A 20,831-nucleotide genomic window follows, 5' to 3' on the forward strand; every position below is an offset into this window, starting at 1 on the left:
TCAGGGGGACAGGTGTTGCGTGCGCACAGCGCGCCGCTCCGGCGCGTTGAGTGTTCCGAAAGCCGATGAACAGGGCTCGGGAGAGCCCTAGGCGCGGTTCGCGCAGCCTGTCAAGTCGGCGCGGATGGGCCAGCGCCACGGCCTGTTAAGGGTTCGTAAGGCCAGAACCCCTATAATCCCGTGGTTTTGCAGCTCGCCCCCTGACGCCGTGAATCCCCATCCAGCGCGCGCACCCGTTGCGCCGCCCGCAGAGCCGCACCGGCCCGTTCAGATGAACGACCGTGGCACCGCCAGCCAGGATGCTTGGGACGATGGAACAGAAGGAGATGCGGGTGGCGAACCGGCTTTCAAGCCTCTGACGCGAGAAGAAGCGCAGGACTTGCGGGCCCGGCTCCCGGTGATGTCCGTCTGGTCGTTGTTGACCTGGCAGGCGGCGGCGGGCGCCACCATGGTCGCGCTGTGGGGGCTGCTGTCCCTGCAAGCCGACAAAACCTGGTCGGCGCTGTTCGGTGCCGTCTCGGTCGTCGTGCCGAACGCCCTGATGGCGTGGGGCGTGACGCGGCGCAAGACCGTGGATGCCGGCACTCCGATGCTGTCGTTCGTGGTCTGGGAGCTGGTGAAGATCATTCTGGCGGTCGCCATCCTGGTGGCGGTCGCCGCGGGTTTCCCGTCGTTGAGTTGGGCAGCATTGCTCTCGACCCTCGTCGTGACCCTGAAGGCAAATTGGCTGGCCCTGCTTCGGCGGGGTCGAATCAGAAAATAGAGACGGAAATACAACCATGGCAGCAGAAGGGCACGCGCCGACTTCGGGTGAATACATCACCCACCATTTGCAGCATTGGCAGAAGAATTTCGCCTTCGAAGACGTCAAGCAGACGGGTCTGGTCGACTTCAGCGTCTTCAATTTCGATTCGCTGATCTATTCGACAGTCCTCGGCCTGCTGGCCGTGTTCATCCTCTGGCGTGTCGCACGCAAGGCGCATGCCGGCGTGCCGGGCCGCTTCCAGGCCGCCATCGAGATCCTCGTCGAGATGGTGGACAACCAGGCCAAGTCGGTCATCCACAACGAGAAGAGCCGCAAGGTCATCGGTCCGGTCGCCCTGACCGTGTTCGTGTGGATCTTCTTCATGAACGCGATGGACATGCTGCCGGTCGACTGGTTGCCCACGCTGTTCACCAACTACGTCGCCCATGACGCGCACCACGCCTATCAGCGCGTCGTGCCGACCGCCGACCTGTCGACCACGCTGAGCCTGTCGACCTTCGTCCTGGCGCTGGTGTTCTTCTACAGCGTCAAGATCAAGGGCCTGGGCGGCTGGGGTCACGAATTGATCGCCGCGCCGTTCGGCGACAAGTGGTTCCTTTACCCCGCCAACTTCGCCATGCAGGTCATCGAGTTCGTCGCCAAGACGGTGTCTCATGGCATGCGACTGTTCGGCAACATGTTCGCCGGCGAACTCGTGTTCATGCTGATCGCCTTGATGGGCGGCGGCTGGGCCCTGACCGGAACCGGCATCGGCCTGGCCATCGGCCACGTCCTGGCCGGCACGGTCTGGACGCTGTTCCACATCCTTGTGATCACGCTGCAGGCCTTCATCTTCATGATGCTGACGCTGATCTACCTGGGCCAGGCGCACGACGCGCACTGATCCGGCCGGACAGCTCGATCCCCGCGATTTCTCGATTCCTTTTCCCTTTCCCTTTTATCTAACTCTCTCAGGAGCAAAACATGGAAAACATCCTCGGTCTGGTCGCTCTGGCTTGCGGCATCATCGTTGGTCTGGGCGCGATCGGCGCTTCCATCGGCATCGCGCTGATGGGCGGCAAGTTCCTGGAATCGTCGGCCCGTCAACCCGAGCTGATGAACGAACTGCAAACCAAGATGTTCATCCTGGCCGGTCTGATCGACGCCGCCTTCCTGATCGGCGTCGCCATCGCCCTGCTGTTCGCGTTCGCCAACCCGTTCGCCGCTACGCTGCTGGCCACCGTCGCTCGCTGATTGAGCCCGAACCCTTTCACGACTGAAAGGATCGTGCCGTGAATATCAACGCTAGCCTCTTCATCCAGTGGATCCCGTTTGCGCTTCTCGTGTTCGTCACGATGAAGTTCATCTGGCCGCCGATCGTGAAGGCACTGGACGAGCGCGCGGAGAAGATCCGTGCCGGCCTGACCGCCGCTGACCAGGCCAAGGCCGAACTGGCCAATGCCAACAAGAAGGTCGACGAGCAACTGGCGCAGACCCGCAACGAAACCACCAAGCTGCTGTCCGACGCTGAAAAGCGCGGCGCCGCGATCGTGGACGAAGCGAAGAAGCGTGCGGAAGACGAAGGCGCCAAGATCATCGCCGCTGCCAAGGCCGAAGCCGAGCAGCAGTCGGTGCGCGCCCGCGAGGCCCTGCGCGAGCAGGTCGCCGCGCTGGCCGTCAAGGGCGCCGAGCAGATCCTGCAGCGCGAGGTCAATGCCGGCGTGCACGCCGAATTGCTGAACCGTCTCAAGACGGAGCTGTAATCATGGCTGAACTCGCAACCATTGCCCGTCCCTACGCCGAAGCGCTGTTCCAGGTCGCGTCCTCCCAGGACCTCAAGACCTGGAACGAGCAGCTCGCCGCGCTGGCGCTCGTCGCCGGCGACAGCCAACTGCGCCAGTTCGCCGAAGACCCCAAGGTGAGCACCGAACAGGTGTTCCAGGTGGTGTCCGCGGCGAGCGGCCAGTCGCTGGTGCCCGGCGTTCAGAACTTCCTGCGCGAGGTGATCGCCAACGGCCGCCTGTCGGCGCTGCCGGCGATGGTCCAGCAGTTCCACGAACTGGCCAACGCCGCTTCCGGCGTGTCCGATGCGCACATCTACAGCGCGTTCCCGATCGAGCCGGCCCAGTTGGCCGACGTGGTCGTGTCGCTGGAGAAGCGCTTCGGTCGCAAGCTGCAAGCGCAGGTTGAGCTGGAGCCTGGCCTGATCGGCGGTATCCGTGTGGTGGTCGGCGACGAGGTGCTGGACACCTCGGTGAAGGCCCGTCTGGAACGCATGAAAGTGGCGCTGACTGCCTGAAGCCTCGGCTTCAGGCTTCGGCCCGACTGCCTGAGATCCCCCCGATTCACCCTGGTGTCCCGCTTCGGCGGGATGCCGCTGGGAGCAAGCAATGCAACTGAATCCTGCTGAAATTTCCGAACTGATCAAGAGCCGCATCGAAGGCCTTGGCGCGTCCACCGACGTGCGCAACCAGGGCACCGTCGTGTCCGTGTCCGACGGCATCGTGCGCGTGCACGGCCTGTCCGACGTGATGCAAGGCGAAATGCTGGAGTTCCCGGTCGCCCCGGACGGCACGCAGACCTTCGGTCTGGCGCTGAACCTGGAGCGCGACTCCGTCGGCGCCGTGATCCTGGGCGCTTACGAGCACATTTCCGAAGGCGACACCGTCAAGTGCACGGGCCGCATCCTGGAAGTGCCGGTCGGCCCCGAGCTGATCGGCCGCGTCGTGAACGCGCTGGGTCAGCCGATCGACGGCAAGGGCCCGATCAACGCCAAGATGACCGACGTCATCGAGAAGGTCGCCCCGGGCGTGATCGCCCGCAAGTCCGTCGACCAGCCGGTGCAGACCGGTCTGAAGTCGATCGACTCGATGGTGCCCGTCGGCCGTGGCCAGCGCGAGCTGATCATCGGCGACCGCCAGACCGGCAAGACCGCCGTGGCGATCGACGCGATCATCAACCAGAAGGGTCAGAACATGACCTGCGTGTACGTCGCGATCGGCCAGAAAGCCTCGTCGATCAAGAACGTCGTGCGCGCCCTGGAAGCCGCCGGCGCGATGGACTACACCATCGTCGTCGCCGCGTCCGCGTCGGAATCCGCCGCGATGCAGTACGTGTCGGCCTACTCGGGCTGCACGATGGGCGAGTACTTCCGCGATCGCGGTCAAGACGCGCTGATCGTGTACGACGACCTGTCCAAGCAGGCCGTCGCCTACCGCCAGGTCTCGCTGCTGCTGCGCCGTCCCCCGGGCCGCGAAGCCTTCCCCGGCGACGTGTTCTATCTCCACAGCCGTCTGCTGGAGCGCGCCGCCCGCGTCAACGCCGAGTACGTCGAAGCCTTCACCAAGGGTGAAGTCAAGGGCAAGACCGGCTCGCTGACCGCGCTGCCGATCATCGAGACGCAGGCCGGCGACGTGTCCGCCTTCGTTCCGACGAACGTCATCTCGATCACCGACGGCCAGATCTTCCTGGAAACCAACCTGTTCAACGCCGGCATCCGTCCCGCGATCAACGCCGGTATCTCGGTGTCGCGCGTCGGTGGCGCTGCGCAGACCAAGCTGATCAAGTCGCTGTCCGGCGGTATTCGTACCGACCTGGCCCAGTACCGTGAGCTGGCCGCGTTCGCGCAGTTCGCCTCGGACCTGGACGCCGCGACCCGCAAGCAGCTGGACCGCGGTGCCCGCGTGACGGAACTGCTGAAGCAGGCCCAGTACAGCCCGCTGTCCATCAGCCTGATGGGCGCGTCGCTGTACGCCGCGAACAAGGGCTTCATGGACGACATCGACGTCAAGAAGGTCCTGCCGTTCGAGCACGGTCTGCACCAGTTCCTGAAGTCCTCGCACGCCGCCCTGCTGACGAAGCTGGAAAGCGACAAGGCCATGGACAAGGATGCCGAAGCCGAACTGAACGCCGCGATCACGTCGTTCAAGAAGTCCTTCGCCTAAGCAACCCATGACCGGGTCTCGTTGAAGTCAGGCAAGACCCGGCCCTCACAGGAGAAATCATGGCAGCAGGCAAGGAAATTCGCGGCAAGATCAAGTCGGTCGAGAACACCAAGAAGATCACCAAGGCCATGGAGATGGTCGCCGCTTCGAAGATGCGCAAGGCGCAGGATCGGATGCGCGCGGCCCGTCCGTACGCGGAGAAGGTCGGCAACATCGCCGCCAATCTGTCGAAGGCCAATCCGGAGTACCGTCACCCGTTCATGGTGGCGAACCCGGACGCCAAGTCGGTGGGCTTCGTGGTGGTCACGACGGACAAGGGTCTGTGCGGCGGTCTGAACACCAACCTGCTTCGCGCGGCGACCGGCAAGCTCAAGGAAGTTGAGTCCGCGGGTCAGAAGTCCGAAGTGGTGGCGATCGGCAACAAGGGTCTGGGTTTCATGAACCGGATCGGCGCCAAGGTCGTCGCGCATGCGACGCAGCTCGGCGACAGCCCCCAGCTCGAGAAGCTGGTCGGCCCGGTCAAGACGCTGCTGGACGCGTATGCGGACGGCAAGCTGTCGGCGGTCTACCTCTGCTACACGCGCTTCGTCAACACGATGAAGCAGGAGCCGGTGGTGCAGCAGCTGCTGCCGCTGACGGCCGAGTCGCTGGAGACGGATGCCGCGGGTCACGCATGGGACTACCTGTACGAACCCGACGCCCCGACCGTGATCAACGAGCTGCTGGTGCGCTACACCGAAGCCCTGGTCTATCAGGCCGTGGCCGAGAACATGGCGTCTGAGCAATCCGCGCGGATGGTGGCCATGAAGGCCGCGACCGACAACGCCGGAACGCTGATCGGTGAGCTGAAGCTGGTCTACAACAAGACCCGCCAGGCCGCGATCACGAAGGAACTGTCGGAAATCGTCAGCGGCGCGGCCGCCATCAGCGGTTGATCTCGCGATCGATCGCAGGCAACAGATTTGAATTGAAGGAACGAAGAAATGGCTAACACTCAATCGGTGGGCAAGATCGTTCAGTGCATCGGCGCCGTGGTGGACGTGGAATTCCCGCGTGACCAGATGCCGAAGGTGTTCGACGCCCTGAAGATGGAAGGCTCGACCCTGACGCTGGAAGTTCAGCAGCAGCTGGGCGACGGCGTGGTGCGCACCATTGCGCTGGGCTCGTCCGACGGCCTGCGCCGCGGCAGCGAGGTCTACAACACCGGCGACATGATCCAGGTCCCGGTCGGCCAGCCCACGCTGGGCCGCATCATGGACGTGCTGGGCAACCCGATCGACGAGCGCGGCGAAGTCTCGCGCGCGCAGACCGCGTCCATCCACCGCAAGGCCCCGGCCTACGACGAGCTGAGCCCGTCGCAGGAGCTGCTGGAAACCGGCATCAAGGTCATCGACCTGATCTGCCCGTTCGCCAAGGGCGGCAAGGTGGGCCTGTTCGGCGGCGCCGGCGTCGGCAAGACCGTCAACATGATGGAGCTGATCAACAACATCGCCAAGGCTCACTCGGGTCTGTCGGTGTTCGCGGGTGTCGGCGAGCGTACCCGTGAGGGCAACGACTTCTATCACGAGATGTCCGACGCGGGCGTCGTGAACCAGGAGGACCTGAGCAAGTCGAAGGTCGCGATGGTCTACGGCCAGATGAACGAGCCCCCGGGCAACCGTCTGCGCGTGGCGCTGACCGGCCTGACCATGGCCGAGTCGTTCCGCGACGAAGGCCGTGACGTGCTGTTCTTCGTGGACAACATCTACCGCTACACGCTGGCCGGTACCGAAGTGTCCGCGCTGCTGGGCCGCATGCCGTCCGCGGTGGGCTACCAGCCGACGCTGGCCGAGGAAATGGGCCGCCTGCAGGAGCGGATCACGTCGACCAAGGTCGGCTCGATCACCTCGATCCAGGCCGTGTACGTCCCTGCGGACGACCTGACCGACCCGTCGCCCGCCACGACCTTCGCCCACTTGGACGCCACCGTCGTGCTGTCGCGTGACATCGCGTCGCTGGGCATCTACCCGGCCGTGGACCCGCTGGACTCGACCTCGCGTCAGATCGACCCGAACGTCATCGGCGAAGAGCACTACAACGTGACGCGTTCGGTGCAGTCGGTGCTGCAGCGCTACAAGGAACTGCGCGACATCATCGCGATCCTGGGCATGGACGAGCTGTCGCCGGAAGACAAGCAGGCCGTGGCCCGCGCTCGCAAGATCCAGCGCTTCCTGTCGCAGCCGTTCCACGTCGCGGAAGTGTTCACCGGCGCGCCCGGCAAGTACGTCCCGTTGAAGGAAACCATCCGTGGTTTCAAGATGATCGTGAACGGCGAATGCGACCACCTGCCGGAACAAGCGTTCTACATGGTCGGCACGATCGACGAGGCTTTCGAGAAGGCCAAGAAGATCCAGTAAAGCCCGTTCGACGGCGCGGTCCTGACGGACCCGCCGTCGATGAGCTGAACGGACTTCCCACCTTTCGATCAAGGAAACGCAATGGCAACCCTCCACGTGAACGTGGTCTCGGCGGAAGAGCAGATCTTCTCGGGCGAGGCGAAATTCGTGGCGCTGCCGGGCGAAGGCGGCGAGCTGGGCATCCTGCCCAAGCACACCCCGCTGATCACCCGCATCAAGCCGGGCGCCGTGCGCATCCAGCGTCCCAACGGCGATGAAGAGTTCGTCTTCGTCGCCGGCGGCCTGCTGGAAGTGCAACCCGACGTCGTGACCGTGCTGGCCGACACCGCGATCCGCGGCAAGGACCTCGATGAGGCCCGCGCCGAGGCCGCGAAGAAGGCCGCCGAAGACGCGATGAAGAACGCCAAGAGCGACATCGACTTCGCCAAGGCGCAAAGCGAATTCGCGGCGATGGCCGCGCAGATCGCGGCGCTGCGGAAGTTCCGCGCCAAGCGCTGAACCCCCTCCGGCCCCCCGCCGAGCAGCCCGCCTCGCGACATCGAGGCGGGCTTTCTTCATCATGAATCACCGCTTCCGCGTCGTTCGTTGGGCCGCCTGGGCTCCGGGTCTCGATTCCCGGGAAGCCTGGCGTGCCTGGCTCGCTTCGCCCACGCCGATCGCCGCGGAGGGCCAACCGCCGCTGGCCGAAGTGCCGGCGATGATGCGCCGTCGCATCGACCCGCTGGGCCGCGCCGCGCTGCAGGCCGCATGGTGGGCGCAAGGCACGCCGGAAGAGGGTGCCGGCGCGATGCCGGTGATCTTCGCGTCACGCTGGGGCGAGATCGCCCGCTCGCTGACGCTGCTGCAGCAACTGGCCGGCGGTGAGCCGCTGTCGCCGACGCACTTCAGCCTCTCGGTGCACAACGCGTCCGGCGCGCTGTATTCGATGGCGCGACAGGACCGGCAGAACTACCTCGCCGTCGCCGGCGGCGAACATAGCGCGGAAGCCGCCTTCTGCGAGGCGCTTGGCCTGCTGGCAGAAGGCGCGTCGCAGGTGCTGGTCGCGCATGTCGATGCGCCTTTGCCCGATGCCTACGCGGCGCTCGGACAGATCGACCCCTCGACGGCGGATCCGGCGCTCGTCGCGTGGGCCTGCGTGCTCGCGCGGCCGGAGGCCGGTTCGCCATCCTTCGCGCTGGAGCCGGTGGCGGCCGACGCACTCGCGCCGGCGGCGCCGTCCTCACCATGGTTGAGCGGCAGCCTCCCGGTGCTGGCGCTGCTCGCCGCGGCAGACGAAGCCGGCGCGGCGCGGGAAGGCGTCTCGCTGGACCGTCTCATCGCCGGGCAGCCCGGCGGCTGGCGCTGGACGCGCCGTCCGGCCGACACGCCCTGAGCCGATGCCATGGGCCCGTTGCTCGACCTCCTCGACCGCACCGTCGGCCGCGCCTGGCGCGTGCTCGCAACCGCGATCGCCTTCGCGAGCTTCGGCGTCGGCGGACTGATCCTCTGGCTGGTCTGGTTCCCGGCGCTGGACCTGTTGGTCCGCAACCGCGAACGTCGCGTCGCGCTGGCCCGCGGGGCTGTGCATCGAACATTCCGGCTGTTCATCGGCTGGATGCGGGTGCTGGGACTGATCGGCTTCGAGATCCGTCATCGCGAGCGTCTGCATCGCGGCGGTCTGCTGATCCTGGCGAACCACCCGACCTTGATCGACGTCGTGTTCCTGATCGCCCTCGTGCGAAACGCAGACTGCGTGGTGAAGTCCACGCTGGCGAGCAATCCCTTCACCAGGGGCCCCGTGCGGTCAACAGCCTACATCTGCAACAATTCTGGGGCCGACTTGCTGCAATCCTGTATGGACAGCCTCGCAGCGTCTGGCAACCTGATCATCTTCCCGGAAGGTACGCGCACGCGGCCCGGCGAGCCGCTGCGCATGCAGCGCGGCGCCGCCCAGATCGCGACGCGCGCCGTCCAGGACATCACACCGGTGACCATCCGATGCACCCCGCTGGGCCTGACCAAGGGCCAGCCGTGGTGGCAGGTGGCATCGCGGCGACTGCACTTCGACATCTGCGTGGGTGAAGACATTGCGGTGGCGCCGTTCCTGACGGCCAGCGGCGGCGAACCCGCCCTGGCGGCAAGGCGGTTGACGGACCATCTGATCCATTATTTTTCGAATGAACGAGGGAGCCATGCAGGCGCTGGAACGTGACATCAAACTGCTATTGATCGAGGCCTTGAATCTCGAGGACCTGACGCCCGAGCAGATCGACGCGGAAGACGCGCTCTTCGTGACCGGCCTGGGGCTGGACTCGATCGACGCGCTGGAGCTGGGGCTGGCCCTGCAGAAGAAATATGGCGTGAGCATGGCTGCGGACTCGGAAGAGACGCGCCGGCATTTCGCCAGCATCCGCGCGCTGGCCCGCTTCGTGGCGGAGCACGGCAAGGTCGCGGCCTGATTCAAGCCGGCAGGGAGGATCCACGACATGACGAATGAAGACATCTTCGCGCGCCTGCGCGACATCCTGATCGAGACCTTCGACATCGAAGCCGATCGCATCACCCCCGAGGCCCGCCTCTACGAGGACCTCGACATCGACTCGATCGACGCGGTCGACCTGATCGTGAAGCTCAAGCCGATGGTCGGCAAGAAGCTGCAGCCCGAGGCCTTCAAGGCCGTGCGCACCTTGCAGGACGTCGTCGACGCGCTGCAAGGCCTGATCAAGACGCCGGAGACGGCCAGCGCCTGAGTCTCCATGGCCCGCGCCGTGTTGTGGTTGCTGACGGCGGCCTATCCCCTGCTCGTGTATCTCGGTCTGGCGCATGCCCAGCCGCGCGACCTCGCGCTGCTGCTGGCGGCGCTGGCCGCGTTGCGCGCGCTCGCCCGTCGCGGCAGCGCCGAGGCCCGTCTCTGGTGGTGGAGCGCCGCCGGCGCCGCGCTGCTGGCCGGCGCAGCCGCGCTGATGAACCAGAGCCTGCCGCTCAAGCTCTATCCGGTGCTGGTGAATGCCGGGCTGCTGGGGCTGTTCGGCGTGAGCCTGTGGCACGGTCCGCCGATCGTCGAACGCCTGGCGCGCTTGACGGAGCCCGATCTCGATGAACGCGGCCAACGCTACACGCGCCGTGTCACCCAGGTCTGGTGCGGGTTCTTCGTGATGAACGGCGGCATCGCCCTGGCGACGGCGCTCTGGGCCGACGACAAGGTCTGGGCGCTGTACAACGGGCTGGTGTCCTACATGCTGATCGGACTGCTGATGGGCGGCGAGTACCTGGTGCGCCTGTGGGTGCGTCGGCGCGACGCGGTCCAGACCTGATCCTTTCTCCTCCATGAGCTTGCTGAAGACCCTGTGCGCGCTGATGAGCGCGCCTCCGCGCCCCGGTCGACCGGTGGCCCGCCGTGCGGGCGTGCTGGTGGACGAGGCCGGCTTCCACGCGCGGACGCGCCGTTGGGCGGCCGCTTTCGCGGCGCTGGATCGAGGCCATGCAGACGCAGCGGTGGGGGGCTTGTCGAGTGGCACCTCGGGTGCGCCGCACGTGGCGCTGCACTTCGAGGACACCGTCGAATTCGCCGCCGCGCTGTTCGGCCTCTGGGCCGTGGGCGGCACGGCGTGGCTGCCGGGCGATCTCCAGCCCGCGACGCTGCAGGCGCTGCGCGGGCGCGTGAGCGCGCTGGCGAGCGATGCACCGACGACGGCGATGTCGGCGCCGGCCGCAGGCGCCATGAATGTCGCAGACGCCGCGCTGCCGCGCATCGAGGCCGCCGCGACGCCCGACGACCGGACCTTCAAGCCGCTCGACGCCGAGGCCGAACGGCTCGTCATCTTCACTTCCGGCAGCACCGGCCAGCCAGGCGCGATCCCGAAGCGGCTGCGCGAGCTCTTCGCCGAGGTCGACGCGCTGGAGCAGGCCTTCGGCGCCCGCCTCGATGGCGCCGAGATCCTGGGCCTCGTGTCCCACCAGCACATCTACGGCCTGCTGTACCGGGTGCTGTGGCCGCTGGCCGCGGGCCGCGTGCTGCATGCCGAGCGCCTGCCCTACATCGAGACCCTGCTCGCCGCACTGCGCGCGGGCCCGCGCTTCGCCGTCGTCGCCAGCCCGGCGCACCTGAAGCGTCTGCCGCCCGCCGACAGCGCGCCTCCAGTCGAGGCCGCCCATCTGGCGCTGATCTTCTCGTCCGGCGGTCCGCTGCCCGACGAGGCCGTGCCCGATTGCCGCCGCCTCTTCGGCCAGGCGCCGCTGGAGGTCTACGGCAGCAGCGAGACCGGCGGCGTGGCCTGGCGCCAGCGCGACGTCGGCGCACCGACGACGTGGACCGCGCTGCCCGGCATCGAGTGGCAGGCTGACGAGTCCGGCACGCTGCGCATCCGATCGCACCACTTGCCCGATCCCGCCGAATGGTTCGAGAGCGCCGATCGCGTGCGCCTCACCGCCGACGGTTTCGAGCTGCTGGGCCGTGCCGACCGCATCGTGAAGATCGAAGGCAAGCGCGTGTCGCTGCAGACGATCGAGACGGTGCTGCGCGACAGCGGCTGGATCGAGGATCTGCGCGTCTTCGTGCTGGAGCCCGGCGCGCGCGAGCAGCTCGCCGTCGCCGTGCAGCTCAACGACGCCGGCTGGGCCGAGCACGACGCGCACGGCAAGGCCGCATTCGCGCAGAAGCTCAGGGACCGGCTCGCGCCGCACCTGGAGCGCATCGCGCTGCCGCGGCGTTGGCGCTTCCTCTCGCAGCTGCCGGTGAACGCGCAGGGCAAGATCACGGTGGCCGCGCTGACGCGGCTCTTCGACCCGCGACGGCCGGGGGTGCGGTTGCTGGCGCGGTCGGCCCACGAAGTCACGTTGCGCCTCAGCGTCGATGCGACCTTGCCGCAATTCGACGGTCACTTCCCCGGCCATCCCATCCTTCCCGGTGTCGCGCAGCTCGACTGGGTGATGCTCTTGGCGCGCGAGTGGCTGCCCTTGCCGCCGGCGGGTCAGGCCGCGGGGCAGGCGGATTTCGCCGGCATCGACAACCTCAAGTTCCAGCAGGTCATCGCGCCCGGGATGACGGTGGAGCTCACGCTCGCGTTCACCGCGCCGCTGCTGAGCTTCAGCTATCGCTCGGCCGCCGGCGCTCACGCCGCCGGAAAGATCCGCCTGCAGGGAGCGACCGCATGAGCCTCACGGCCGTCGTGCCCGTCTACAACCACGGCGGTCCGGTGGGCGGTGTCGTGCGGGCCCTGCGCGCCCAGGGGCTGCCGGTGCTGCTGGTCGACGACGGCAGCGAGCCCGGCTGTGCCGCCGTGCTCGATGCCTTGTCCGCCGCCGATGCCGAGGTCCGCCTGCTGCGCCTCGCGATGAACCAGGGCAAGGGCGGCGCGATGATCGCCGGGCTGACGCAAGCACAACGACTGGGCTTCACCCACGCGCTGCAGATCGACGCCGACGGCCAACACGACGTCGGCGATCTGCCGCGTTTCCTGGCCGAATCCGAAACCTTCCCCGATCACTTCATCTGCGGCTGCCCCGTCTACGACGCGTCGGTGCCCAAGGGGCGGCTCTACGGCCGCTACGCGACGCACGTCTGGGTGTGGATCAACACGCTGTCCTTCGCGGTGAAGGACTCGATGTGCGGCTTCCGCGTCTATCCGCTGGCACCGACGGTGGCGCGGCTGACGCGCACGCGCATCGGCCGACGCATGGACTTCGATGTCGAGATCGCCGTGCGCCTGGTCTGGGACGGCGTGCGCGTGCGCAACGTGCCGACCCGCGTGCGTTATCCCGAGGATGGCGTCTCGCACTTCCGCGCGCTGCGGGACAACCTGCTGATCTCGTGGATGCACACACGGCTGTTCTTCGGCATGCTGCCGCGTCTGCCGCTGCTGCTGTGGCGCAAGGTGGCTCCGTGAGCGATCCGCACGCCGCCTCCGGGTCGGGTCCCGCCGACGCACCGCGCCATTGGGCCCAGTTCGGCGAGACGACCTTCGTCGCCGGCATCTGGCTGCTCTACGCGGTGCATCGCGTGGCGGGACGATGGCTGTTCCGCGCGGCGATGTTCCCCGTGGTGTTCGTGCACTGGCTGAGCCGGCCCGCGCTGCGCCGTGACAGCCTCGACTATCTGCGCCGCGTGCATGCCGTCGCCGGCCGCCCGGCGCCGACCTGGCGGGACAGCCTTGCGCATGTCGCGCTGTTCGCCGACACGATGCTCGACAAGCTGCTGGCGATGGCCGGCCGCTATCCGGCGGAGCGCGTCAGCGTCGACGGCAAGGACGAGGTCCTTGCGCAGCTGCGTACCGGGCAGGGCCTGGTGCTCGCGACGGCCCATATCGGCTGCCTGGAGCTGTGCCGCGCGCTTGCCGGCCGGATGCCGGGCCTGCGTCTCAACGTGCTGGTGCACACGCGCCACGCGCAGAGCTTCAACCGCATCCTCGACCGGCTGCAGGGCGCCGACGCCATCGCGGAAGGCGCCAGCGTGCGCCTGATCGAGGTGACCGGCATCGATCCCGCGCTGGCGATGCAGCTGGCCGAGCGCATCTCGGCCGGCGAGTGCGTCGTCATCGCCGGCGACCGTGTGCCGGTCAACAGCGGCCGCACGCTGACGCTGCCCTTCCTGGGCGAGCCGGCGCGCTTCCCCATCGGGCCGTACCTGATCGCCGGGCTGCTCAAGTGCCCGCTCTTCTTCATGGGCTGCGTGCACGAGGGCCGCGGCTATGCGCTGCGCTTCGAGCGCCTGGCCGATCGCATCGCCCTGCCGCGCGGCGACCGCGAGCGCGCGATGACCGATCCGGCGCTCGCCTATGTCGCGGCGCTGACGCGTTGCCTGCGGCGCTCGCCGCATGACTGGTTCAACTTCTTCCCGTTCTGGAATCAACCCGATGTCGAGTCCTGAGACCCTGCTGCCCACCGTGATCTTCGACGGCGGCCCGCTGCGCATCGAGGACGTCGCCGCGATCGCGGAGCGCCGCGCCGAGGCGCGCCTGTCCACCGATGCCGCCTTCCAGGCGCGCATCCGCGCGGGCGCCGACTTCGTCGCCCGCCTGCTGGCCGAGGACGGCGTCATCTACGGCGTCACGACCGGCTACGGCGATTCCTGCACCGTCGTGATCCCGCCGCACCTCGTCACGGAACTCCCGCACCACCTGTACACGTACCACGGCTGCGGCGCCGGCGCCTACCTCACGGCCGAGCAGACGCGCGCCGTCCTGGCCGCGCGGCTGAACTCGCTGGCGCAGGGCATGTCGGGCGTGAGCCTGGAGCTGCTGCAAGGCCTGGAGCAGCTGCTGCGCCACGACGTGCTGCCGCTGATCCCGTCGGAAGGGTCGGTCGGCGCGAGCGGCGACCTGACGCCGCTGTCCTACGTCGCCGCCGTGCTGTGCGGCGAGCGCGAGGTGATGTGGCGCGGTGAGCGCATGGCTGCCGCCGACGCGCTGAAGGCCATCGGCCTGACCCCGCACAAACTGCGCCCGAAGGAGGGCCTCGCGATCATGAACGGCACGGCCGTCATGACGGGCCTGGCCTGCCTCGCGTGGACGCGCGCCGACTACCTGAACCGCATGGCCACGCGCCTGACGGCGATGAACGTCGTCGCCAGCGCCGGCAACGCGCACCACTTCGACGAGACGCTGTTCGCCGCCAAGCCGCATCCGGGCCAGCAGAAGATCGCCGCGCGGCTGCGCGCCGATCTGGCCGTCGACGCGCCGAGCCGCAACTCGCATCGCCTGCAGGACCGCTACTCGCTGCGCTGCGCGCCGCACGTCATCGGTGTCCTCGAGGACGCGCTGCCCTTCCTGCGCCAGCTGATCGAGAACGAGCTCAACAGCGCCAACGACAACCCGCTGATCGACGCCGAGAACGAGCGCGTGCTGCACGGCGGCCATTTCTACGGCGGTCACATCGCGTTGGCCATGGACACCTTGAAGAACGCCGTGGCCAACGTCGCCGATCTGCTGGACCGCCAGCTCGCGCTGCTGGTGGACACGCGCTACAACCACGGTCTGCCGTCCAACCTGTCGGGTGCGTCCGGTGAGCGCGCCGCGATCAACCACGGCCTGAAGGCGCTGCAGATCAGCGTGTCGGCCTGGACCGCCGAGGCCCTCAAGCAGACGATGCCGGCCTCGGTCTTCAGCCGCTCGACCGAGTGCCACAACCAGGACAAGGTCAGCATGGGCACGATCGCCGCGCGCGACTGCCTGCGCGTGCTGGAGCTGTCCGAGCAGGTCGTCGCCGCCATGCTGATCGCCGCCCGCCAGGGCCTCGCGCTGCGCGCGCTCCTGCAGCCGGAACCGCTGGCGCTGGGCACCGGCGCCGCCGCGATGTTCGACGAGCTTTCGGCCCGCATCCCCCTCATCGAGGAAGACCGCGCGCTCGATCGCGAACTGCTCGCGCTGGTGCACGCGCTGCGCGAGCGGCAGTGGAGGCTCCATGACGATTGACGCCGACGGCAGCGGTTTCGACCGTGCCGACAACAGCCCGCCGGACCTCAGCCACGAGATCGAGCTCTCGCCGGCGTTCCATGACATCGATCTCATGGAGGTCGTCTGGCACGGCCACTACGTCAAGTACCTGGAGCTCGCGCGGTGCGCGCTGCTGCAGAAGTTCGACTACGACTATCCCCAGATGCGGGCGTCCGGCTACGCGTGGCCGATCGTGGACATCCGGCTGAAGTACGTCGGCATGGTCGAGTACGGCCAGGCGGTGCGCATCCGCGCCGAGATCGTCGAGTGGGAGAACCGCCTGAAGATCGAGTACCAGGTGCGCGACGCCGCGACGGGCCGCGTGCTCAACAAGGCCTACACGATCCAGGTCGCGCTGGAGATCGCGTCGCGGCAGATGCAGTACGTCTGCCCGCGGATCCTGTGGGACAAGCTGGGCGTGCGCCCGGCATGACGGCGATGACCAGGATGGACACGATGCACAAGATGGGCACGACGAGCGTCGATCCGATCCGTCGCCGACTGCTCGCTGTCGGCGCGCTGTCGGCCTTCGTGTTGCCGACTTCGGCGCTGGCTGCGACCGATGAAGCCGCGCTGATGAAGGGCGTGCAGTCGCGTCTGCGTCAGCCCGAGTGGCTGCGCGGCGATTTCGAGCAATCGAAGCAGGTGCCCGGATTCAAGAAGCCGGTGGTCTCGCGCGGCGACTTCGTCGTGGCGCGCGGCCGCGGCGTGCTGTGGCACACGCGCACGCCGTTCGAGAGCGAGCTGCGCCTGACGCGAGACGAGATCCGCGCCAGCCAGGGCGGCGCGACGGCGATGCGGATGGACGCCCAGCGCGAGCCCGCGCTGCGGCTGGTCAACGAGATGATGTTCGCCCTGCTCGGCGGCGATGTGGGCGCGCTCTCCAAGCTCTTCGCAATGGAGGGCGAGTTGACCGGCGCCGCCGCTTGGAAGCTGGACCTGCGTCCGCGCCAGGCGGCCTGGTTGCAGGTCCTGCAGCGTCTGGCGCTCAACGGCGACACGCACGTGCGCGCGGTCGAGCTGGTCGAGGCCGGCGGCGACATCACGCGCATCGTCTTCTCCAATCTGCGCGAATCCGCCCCCGAGGGCGGTGCGCGGCTCTTCGACTGATCGCCGCATGACCGCCCTTGCGTCGCGTCCTCCGCGCGGTCACCGCCTGCTCGCCTGGCTCTGGCTGGCGGTGGTGCTCGTCATCGCGGCGCACCAGGCGTGGCTGTGGACGCGACCGGCCGGCGTGCTGGACAGCGACGTGCTCGCGATGCTGCCGCGCGACGAGCGCCGCCCCGCCGTCGCCGCGGCCACGCGCGCGCTGGCCGATGCGGGCGAGCGACGCGTCGTCGTGCTGATCGGCACGAAGGATCCGGCGCAGGCACGCCGTGCGGGCGACGCGTTCGCCGAGGCGCTGGGCAAGGAGGTCGCGCTGCGCTGGCGCGTCGACGAGGGCGAGCAGGGCGCCTGGCTCAATTTCTACGCACCGTGGCGCGCCGCGCTGCTGACCGAGACGGACCGCCGCGCGCTGCAGACGCAGTCGACCGAAGCGCTCGCCCAGCAGGCGCTGCGCGCGCTGCACCAGCCGGTGGGGCTGCCGCGCATCGGCTCCTGGGCCGAGGACCCGCTGAACCTGCGCGGCCGCTGGCTCGCCGAACGCGCCGGCATCAGCCGCGTGCGTGTCGAGGACGGGCGACTCACGGCGACCGACGGCGACACGACCTACGCGGTGCTGATGGCCGAATCGACGGCGCCGGCCTTCGCGGTGTCGGCGCAGCGCGCACTGGTCGCGCGACTTGAAGCCGCAGGGGACGCCGCACGCACCGCGGTGCCGGACGCGCGCGTGCTGATGGGCGGCGTGCCGCTGTTCGCGGCGTCCGCCGCGGCGCAGGCCGAGCGCGAGATCCACACCATCGGCGTCGGCTCGCTGATCGGCATCGTGCTGCTGACGTGGTGCGCGTTCCGCTCGCTGCGGCCGCGCGTGCTGGTGACGCTGTCGATGGCTGTGGGCCTGGCGGCGGCGGTCTCGGTTACGCACGCGCTCTTCGGCGGTCTGCATCTGATCACGCTGGTGTTCGGCGCGACGCTGCTGGGCGTCGCGGAGAACTACGGCAGCAACTACTTCTGCGCCCGCATGGGCCTGCCGCGCGCGGCGCGCTGGGACATGCTGCGGCGGCAGTGGCCGATCGTGAGCCTGGCGATGCTGACGACGGTGATCGCCTACGCGCTGATCGGCATCGCACCGTTCCCCGGACTGCGCCAGATCGCGGTGTTCTCGTCGGCCGGTCTGCTCGGCGCGTTCGTGACCGTGATGCTCTGGTTCCCGTGGCTGGACGGCGAGGCCGCGCCACCGACGCGTTTCGGACTGTGGCTCGGCGGCCTGCGCGCCCGCGTGCCCCATGTCGCACTGCGCCGCTGGGCGTCGACGCTGATCATCTTCACGTCGATGTTCATCCTGCTCGGCCTGTATCAGCTCACGCGCAACGACGACATCCGCCAGCTGCAGAGCGCGCCCGCGGCGCTGATCGACCAGCAGCGCGAGGTCGGCCGTGTGATGGGCCTGCCCGGCGTCGCTCGCTTCGTGCTCGTCGAGGGCGAGAGCGAAGAGCAACTGCTGACCCGCGACGAGGCCGTGGTGCGGGCCCTCGGTGCGCTGGGCGTCGAGTCGCAGGCGGTGTCGCAATGGCTGCCGTCACGGCAGGCGCAACGCGACGACGCCGCGCTGATCGCGCGCCGTGCGGCCGAGATCAACGGCGCGCTGTCGACGATGCTCGACGAGACGCTGCCCGCGCCCGCCGCCGTCGCATCGCCGCTGCTGCCGGCACCGTGGCTCGCGTCGCCGGTGTCGGAGCCGCTGCGCCATCAATGGCTGGGCCGCGGCGCGGATGGTGCTTGGCGCAGCGCCGTGCTGCTGCGAGGCGGCGATGCGCCGCTGGACGCCGCGCGACTGTCCGCGGCGATCGGCCAGATCCCCGGCGCGGTCTGGGTCGACAAGGTCGGCGAGATCTCCGCGCTGCTCGGCCGCTACGCGTCGCTGTTCGGCGTGATGGTGGTGGCCGGGCATCTGCTGGTGTGGCTCGCGCTGATGCCGCGCTTCGGCCGCCGGGCGTGGCGGGCGCTGGTGCCGACCTCGCTCGCCACGCTGCTCACGCTCGCCGTCTTCGGCATGGCGGGCGTCCCCGTCACGCTGTTCCACCTGCTGCCGCTGCTCATCCTGCTCGGCCTGGGCGTCGACTACGGCATCTTCCTGCTCGAACAACCGGGCCGCCGCGAGATCCAGCCCTTCCTGTCCGTGAGCCTGGCCGCGCTCTCCACGCTGCTGGCCTTCGGCCTGCTGGCGCTGTCCACCACGCCGGCGCTGCGCGCCTTCGGCCTGACGCTGCTGGTCGGTGTCACGCTCGCCTGGTGGCTCACGCCGCTCTTCATGCCCGCGGACGCCGACACCGGCACCGACGCCGACGCCGACGCCGACGTTGTCACGCGCCCGGACCAGACCAACGATCCGAGAGGCGCCACCGCGCCCACACCACCTTCATCACAAGGGACTCCATGACCACGACCGCGACCCAGGACACCGCAGCGCACGGTGCCACCGAGGCCATCGACAAGCGCTTCTCCCCGCCCAAGCAGAGCGCCTTCGCCGCGCGCTACGAGGCCCAGAAGATCGCCTTCGGCCCGGTCGTCTTCCAATGCGTGCGCTACGCGTGGAAGCGCGGCATGCTGGAAACGCTGGCCGGCGCCGGTGACGCCGGACTCAGCATGGAACAGCTGGTGGCCGAAGGTCGATGGACCGCCTACGCGCTCAAGCTCGCGCTGGAGTCCTGCCTGTCGGCCGGCGTCGTCGAACTGAAGCAGGGCCGCTGGACGCTGGACAAGACCGGCTACTGCCTGATCAGCGACCGCATCACGCAGATCAACATCAACTTCGTCCAGGACGTCTGCTACCAGGGGCTGTTCGACCTGGAGCGCTCGCTCGACGAGGAGCGCCCGCTGGGCCTGGCCCACCTGGGCCCCTGGCCGACGATCTACGAAGGCCTGTCGCAGTTGCAGGAGCCGGCGCGCACGAGCTGGTTCGAGTTCGACCACTTCTACTCCGACACCTCGTTCCCGGACATCCTGCCCGACGTCTTCGCCACCGCGCCCAGGCGCGTGATGGACATCGGCGCCAACACCGGCAAGTTCAGCCGCGCGGCGCTGGCCTACAACGCCGATTTCGAGCTGAACCTGGTGGACCTGCCGCAGCAACTCGAACTGGCCCGCGCCACGCTGACCGAGGCCGGCACCGTCGGCCGCGCGAAGTTCCACGGCCGCGACATGCTCGACGACAACGCCGCGTTGCCCGAAGGCATGGACATCATCTGGATGAGCCAGTTCCTGAGCTGCTTCGGCGAGCCGCAGATCGCCAGCATCTTCCGCCGCGTGGCCGACGCGCTGGAGCCCGGCGGCCAGGTGCTGATCCTGGACACGCTGTGGGACCGTCAGCGCTACGACATCGCCGCGTACTGCCTGATCAACACCTCGCCGTACTTCACCGCGATGGCCAGCGGCAACTCCAAGGTCTACCAGAGCGGCGACTACCTGCGCCTGGCCGCGCAGGCCGGCCTGAAGCTCGTCACGATGCGCGACAACATCGGCTACTGCCACAGCCTGATGCGGCTGACGAAGGCGTGATGCGTCCGATGAGCCTCAGGGGGCTGCAGGCGTCGCTCCTCGTCCCGTTCGCCGCGTTCGCCGCGCTCGCGGTGGCGATGACGGGGTGCGCGTCCTCGCGGCTGCCTGCTGCCGCGTCGACGGGAGCGGCGGCGCCGACGTCGGCGTCGGCCTCGGCGCCTGCCAGCGAAGAGACGCCGCTGCCGATGCTGCGGCTCGCCCCTGCGCTGCTCGAGCGCGACGCGAGCCTGAGCCAGCGGCTCACGGTCACGCCGCTGGACGGCAGCGGGCGCGAGCCGCAGGTCGTCGACGTGCAGCTGGAGATCGACCGCGAGGGCCTGCGCCTGGCCGCCTTCGCGATCGGCCAGCGCGTGCTGCTGATGCAGTGGGACGGCCGCGAGCTGAAGACGCAGCGCCATCCGCGCCTGCCCGCCGAGGTCGACGAGCAGCGCATGCTGCGCGACATGACGCTGGTCTACTGGCCCGTGGCCGCGTTGCGCGGCGCGCTGCCGCCGGGCTGGACGCTGCGCGAGACGCCGGGCCGCCGCGAGCTGATCGCGGGCGCGGACGTCGCACAGCCGGTCGTCGATGTCGCCGTCTCCGGGGACCTCGCGGGGGACAGCCGGATCGTCATCACCAACCAGCGGGAGCACTATCGGCTCCTGATCGAATCCCGACCTCTGGAGTCCGGCCGATGAGC

At 68.6% G+C, this 20,831-nt stretch carries 23 protein-coding genes; all 23 read left to right on the forward strand.

What is annotated here, in order from left to right:
• Nucleotides 1-271 precede the first annotated feature (271 nt).
• The gene (locus AC07PR_RS23500) at nt 272-763 is read left to right on the forward strand and encodes an ATP synthase subunit I (RefSeq protein ID WP_483108552.1); all 492 of its coding nucleotides are present in this window, start codon (nt 272-274) and stop codon (nt 761-763) included.
• A 16-nt stretch (nt 764-779) separates the two neighbouring features.
• Complete coding sequence (gene atpB, locus AC07PR_RS23505; protein ID WP_377158336.1) at nt 780-1,649, forward strand: F0F1 ATP synthase subunit A; 870 nt, start codon at nt 780-782, stop codon at nt 1,647-1,649.
• Between the two features lie 80 nt (nt 1,650-1,729).
• Nucleotides 1,730-1,999, forward strand: a complete 270-nt coding sequence (atpE, locus tag AC07PR_RS23510) for a F0F1 ATP synthase subunit C (protein WP_067066400.1) — start codon at nt 1,730-1,732, stop codon at nt 1,997-1,999.
• A 38-nt stretch (nt 2,000-2,037) separates the two neighbouring features.
• Entirely contained in the window at nt 2,038-2,508 is a 471-nt protein-coding gene (locus tag AC07PR_RS23515; protein ID WP_377158334.1) for a F0F1 ATP synthase subunit B, read from the forward strand.
• 2 nt (nt 2,509-2,510) lie between these two features.
• Nucleotides 2,511-3,044, forward strand: coding sequence for a F0F1 ATP synthase subunit delta (locus tag AC07PR_RS23520; protein WP_483108553.1), 534 nt, complete (start codon nt 2,511-2,513; stop codon nt 3,042-3,044).
• Between the two features lie 91 nt (nt 3,045-3,135).
• Nucleotides 3,136-4,689, forward strand: coding sequence for a F0F1 ATP synthase subunit alpha (atpA, locus tag AC07PR_RS23525; protein WP_377158330.1), 1,554 nt, complete (start codon nt 3,136-3,138; stop codon nt 4,687-4,689).
• Between the two features lie 59 nt (nt 4,690-4,748).
• Entirely contained in the window at nt 4,749-5,624 is an 876-nt protein-coding gene (atpG, locus tag AC07PR_RS23530; protein ID WP_297530792.1) for a F0F1 ATP synthase subunit gamma, read from the forward strand.
• A 48-nt stretch (nt 5,625-5,672) separates the two neighbouring features.
• Nucleotides 5,673-7,085, forward strand: coding sequence for a F0F1 ATP synthase subunit beta (gene atpD / locus AC07PR_RS23535; protein WP_377158329.1), 1,413 nt, complete (start codon nt 5,673-5,675; stop codon nt 7,083-7,085).
• Nucleotides 7,086-7,166: 81 nt separating this feature from the next.
• Nucleotides 7,167-7,583, forward strand: a complete 417-nt coding sequence (locus tag AC07PR_RS23540; protein WP_088405913.1) for a F0F1 ATP synthase subunit epsilon — start codon at nt 7,167-7,169, stop codon at nt 7,581-7,583.
• Nucleotides 7,584-7,644: 61 nt separating this feature from the next.
• Nucleotides 7,645-8,457 (forward strand): beta-ketoacyl synthase chain length factor, encoded by an 813-nt coding sequence (locus AC07PR_RS23545; protein WP_495136747.1) that lies wholly within the window; start codon nt 7,645-7,647, stop codon nt 8,455-8,457.
• Between the two features lie 9 nt (nt 8,458-8,466).
• A complete protein-coding gene (locus AC07PR_RS23550; RefSeq protein WP_377158326.1) occupies nt 8,467-9,276 on the forward strand; it encodes a lysophospholipid acyltransferase family protein in 810 nt (269 codons plus the stop codon).
• Complete coding sequence (locus tag AC07PR_RS23555; RefSeq protein WP_067279176.1) at nt 9,257-9,523, forward strand: phosphopantetheine-binding protein; 267 nt, start codon at nt 9,257-9,259, stop codon at nt 9,521-9,523. The genes AC07PR_RS23550 and AC07PR_RS23555 overlap by 20 nt, the downstream gene beginning before the upstream one ends.
• A gap of 27 nt (nt 9,524-9,550) precedes the next feature.
• Nucleotides 9,551-9,814: an acyl carrier protein gene (locus tag AC07PR_RS23560; RefSeq protein ID WP_377158324.1), complete on the forward strand. Its 264-nt coding sequence runs from the start codon at nt 9,551-9,553 to the stop codon at nt 9,812-9,814.
• Nucleotides 9,815-9,820: 6 nt separating this feature from the next.
• On the forward strand, nt 9,821-10,378 hold the full coding sequence (locus AC07PR_RS23565; protein ID WP_495136748.1) for a COG4648 family protein: 558 nt from the start codon (nt 9,821-9,823) through the stop codon (nt 10,376-10,378).
• A gap of 13 nt (nt 10,379-10,391) precedes the next feature.
• Complete coding sequence (locus tag AC07PR_RS23570) at nt 10,392-12,218, forward strand: ApeI family dehydratase (protein WP_495136749.1); 1,827 nt, start codon at nt 10,392-10,394, stop codon at nt 12,216-12,218.
• On the forward strand, nt 12,215-12,949 hold the full coding sequence (locus AC07PR_RS23575) for a glycosyltransferase family 2 protein (RefSeq protein WP_495136750.1): 735 nt from the start codon (nt 12,215-12,217) through the stop codon (nt 12,947-12,949). Before AC07PR_RS23570 ends, AC07PR_RS23575 begins: the two co-directional genes overlap by 4 nt.
• Nucleotides 12,946-13,929 (forward strand): lysophospholipid acyltransferase family protein, encoded by a 984-nt coding sequence (locus AC07PR_RS23580; protein ID WP_483108558.1) that lies wholly within the window; start codon nt 12,946-12,948, stop codon nt 13,927-13,929. Before AC07PR_RS23575 ends, AC07PR_RS23580 begins: the two co-directional genes overlap by 4 nt.
• The gene (locus AC07PR_RS23585; protein WP_495136751.1) at nt 13,916-15,472 is read left to right on the forward strand and encodes an HAL/PAL/TAL family ammonia-lyase; all 1,557 of its coding nucleotides are present in this window, start codon (nt 13,916-13,918) and stop codon (nt 15,470-15,472) included. Before AC07PR_RS23580 ends, AC07PR_RS23585 begins: the two co-directional genes overlap by 14 nt.
• Entirely contained in the window at nt 15,462-15,926 is a 465-nt protein-coding gene (locus AC07PR_RS23590; protein ID WP_377158318.1) for an acyl-CoA thioesterase, read from the forward strand. The genes AC07PR_RS23585 and AC07PR_RS23590 overlap by 11 nt, the downstream gene beginning before the upstream one ends.
• A gap of 23 nt (nt 15,927-15,949) precedes the next feature.
• Nucleotides 15,950-16,603: a LolA family protein gene (locus AC07PR_RS23595; protein WP_495136752.1), complete on the forward strand. Its 654-nt coding sequence runs from the start codon at nt 15,950-15,952 to the stop codon at nt 16,601-16,603.
• Nucleotides 16,604-16,610: 7 nt separating this feature from the next.
• Nucleotides 16,611-19,034, forward strand: a complete 2,424-nt coding sequence (locus AC07PR_RS23600) for an MMPL family transporter (RefSeq protein ID WP_495136753.1) — start codon at nt 16,611-16,613, stop codon at nt 19,032-19,034.
• Nucleotides 19,031-20,152: a class I SAM-dependent methyltransferase gene (locus AC07PR_RS23605; protein WP_495136754.1), complete on the forward strand. Its 1,122-nt coding sequence runs from the start codon at nt 19,031-19,033 to the stop codon at nt 20,150-20,152. The genes AC07PR_RS23600 and AC07PR_RS23605 overlap by 4 nt, the downstream gene beginning before the upstream one ends.
• Complete coding sequence (locus AC07PR_RS23610) at nt 20,152-20,829, forward strand: DUF3261 domain-containing protein (protein WP_495136755.1); 678 nt, start codon at nt 20,152-20,154, stop codon at nt 20,827-20,829. The genes AC07PR_RS23605 and AC07PR_RS23610 overlap by 1 nt, the downstream gene beginning before the upstream one ends.
• Nucleotides 20,830-20,831 lie beyond the last annotated feature (2 nt).

It is taken from the genome of Roseateles sp. GW821-FHT09H11 (genome assembly GCF_059415845.1).

What these genes read in the sequence shown, in the direction of transcription:
- AC07PR_RS23500 (WP_483108552.1), top strand. Translation starts at nt 272, where the DNA reads ATGAACGACCGTGGCACCGCCAGCCAGGATGCTTGGGACGATGGAACA.
- atpB (WP_377158336.1), top strand. Translation starts at nt 780, where the DNA reads ATGGCAGCAGAAGGGCACGCGCCGACTTCGGGTGAATACATCACCCAC.
- atpE (WP_067066400.1), top strand. Translation starts at nt 1,730, where the DNA reads ATGGAAAACATCCTCGGTCTGGTCGCTCTGGCTTGCGGCATCATCGTT.
- AC07PR_RS23520 (WP_483108553.1), top strand. Translation starts at nt 2,511, where the DNA reads ATGGCTGAACTCGCAACCATTGCCCGTCCCTACGCCGAAGCGCTGTTC.
- atpA (WP_377158330.1), top strand. Translation starts at nt 3,136, where the DNA reads ATGCAACTGAATCCTGCTGAAATTTCCGAACTGATCAAGAGCCGCATC.
- atpG (WP_297530792.1), top strand. Translation starts at nt 4,749, where the DNA reads ATGGCAGCAGGCAAGGAAATTCGCGGCAAGATCAAGTCGGTCGAGAAC.
- atpD (WP_377158329.1), top strand. Translation starts at nt 5,673, where the DNA reads ATGGCTAACACTCAATCGGTGGGCAAGATCGTTCAGTGCATCGGCGCC.
- AC07PR_RS23540 (WP_088405913.1), top strand. Translation starts at nt 7,167, where the DNA reads ATGGCAACCCTCCACGTGAACGTGGTCTCGGCGGAAGAGCAGATCTTC.
- AC07PR_RS23545 (WP_495136747.1), top strand. Translation starts at nt 7,645, where the DNA reads ATGAATCACCGCTTCCGCGTCGTTCGTTGGGCCGCCTGGGCTCCGGGT.
- AC07PR_RS23550 (WP_377158326.1), top strand. Translation starts at nt 8,467, where the DNA reads ATGGGCCCGTTGCTCGACCTCCTCGACCGCACCGTCGGCCGCGCCTGG.
- AC07PR_RS23555 (WP_067279176.1), top strand. Translation starts at nt 9,257, where the DNA reads ATGCAGGCGCTGGAACGTGACATCAAACTGCTATTGATCGAGGCCTTG.
- AC07PR_RS23560 (WP_377158324.1), top strand. Translation starts at nt 9,551, where the DNA reads ATGACGAATGAAGACATCTTCGCGCGCCTGCGCGACATCCTGATCGAG.
- AC07PR_RS23565 (WP_495136748.1), top strand. Translation starts at nt 9,821, where the DNA reads ATGGCCCGCGCCGTGTTGTGGTTGCTGACGGCGGCCTATCCCCTGCTC.
- AC07PR_RS23570 (WP_495136749.1), top strand. Translation starts at nt 10,392, where the DNA reads ATGAGCTTGCTGAAGACCCTGTGCGCGCTGATGAGCGCGCCTCCGCGC.
- AC07PR_RS23575 (WP_495136750.1), top strand. Translation starts at nt 12,215, where the DNA reads ATGAGCCTCACGGCCGTCGTGCCCGTCTACAACCACGGCGGTCCGGTG.
- AC07PR_RS23585 (WP_495136751.1), top strand. Translation starts at nt 13,916, where the DNA reads ATGTCGAGTCCTGAGACCCTGCTGCCCACCGTGATCTTCGACGGCGGC.
- AC07PR_RS23590 (WP_377158318.1), top strand. Translation starts at nt 15,462, where the DNA reads ATGACGATTGACGCCGACGGCAGCGGTTTCGACCGTGCCGACAACAGC.
- AC07PR_RS23595 (WP_495136752.1), top strand. Translation starts at nt 15,950, where the DNA reads ATGCACAAGATGGGCACGACGAGCGTCGATCCGATCCGTCGCCGACTG.
- AC07PR_RS23600 (WP_495136753.1), top strand. Translation starts at nt 16,611, where the DNA reads ATGACCGCCCTTGCGTCGCGTCCTCCGCGCGGTCACCGCCTGCTCGCC.
- AC07PR_RS23605 (WP_495136754.1), top strand. Translation starts at nt 19,031, where the DNA reads ATGACCACGACCGCGACCCAGGACACCGCAGCGCACGGTGCCACCGAG.
- AC07PR_RS23610 (WP_495136755.1), top strand. Translation starts at nt 20,152, where the DNA reads ATGCGTCCGATGAGCCTCAGGGGGCTGCAGGCGTCGCTCCTCGTCCCG.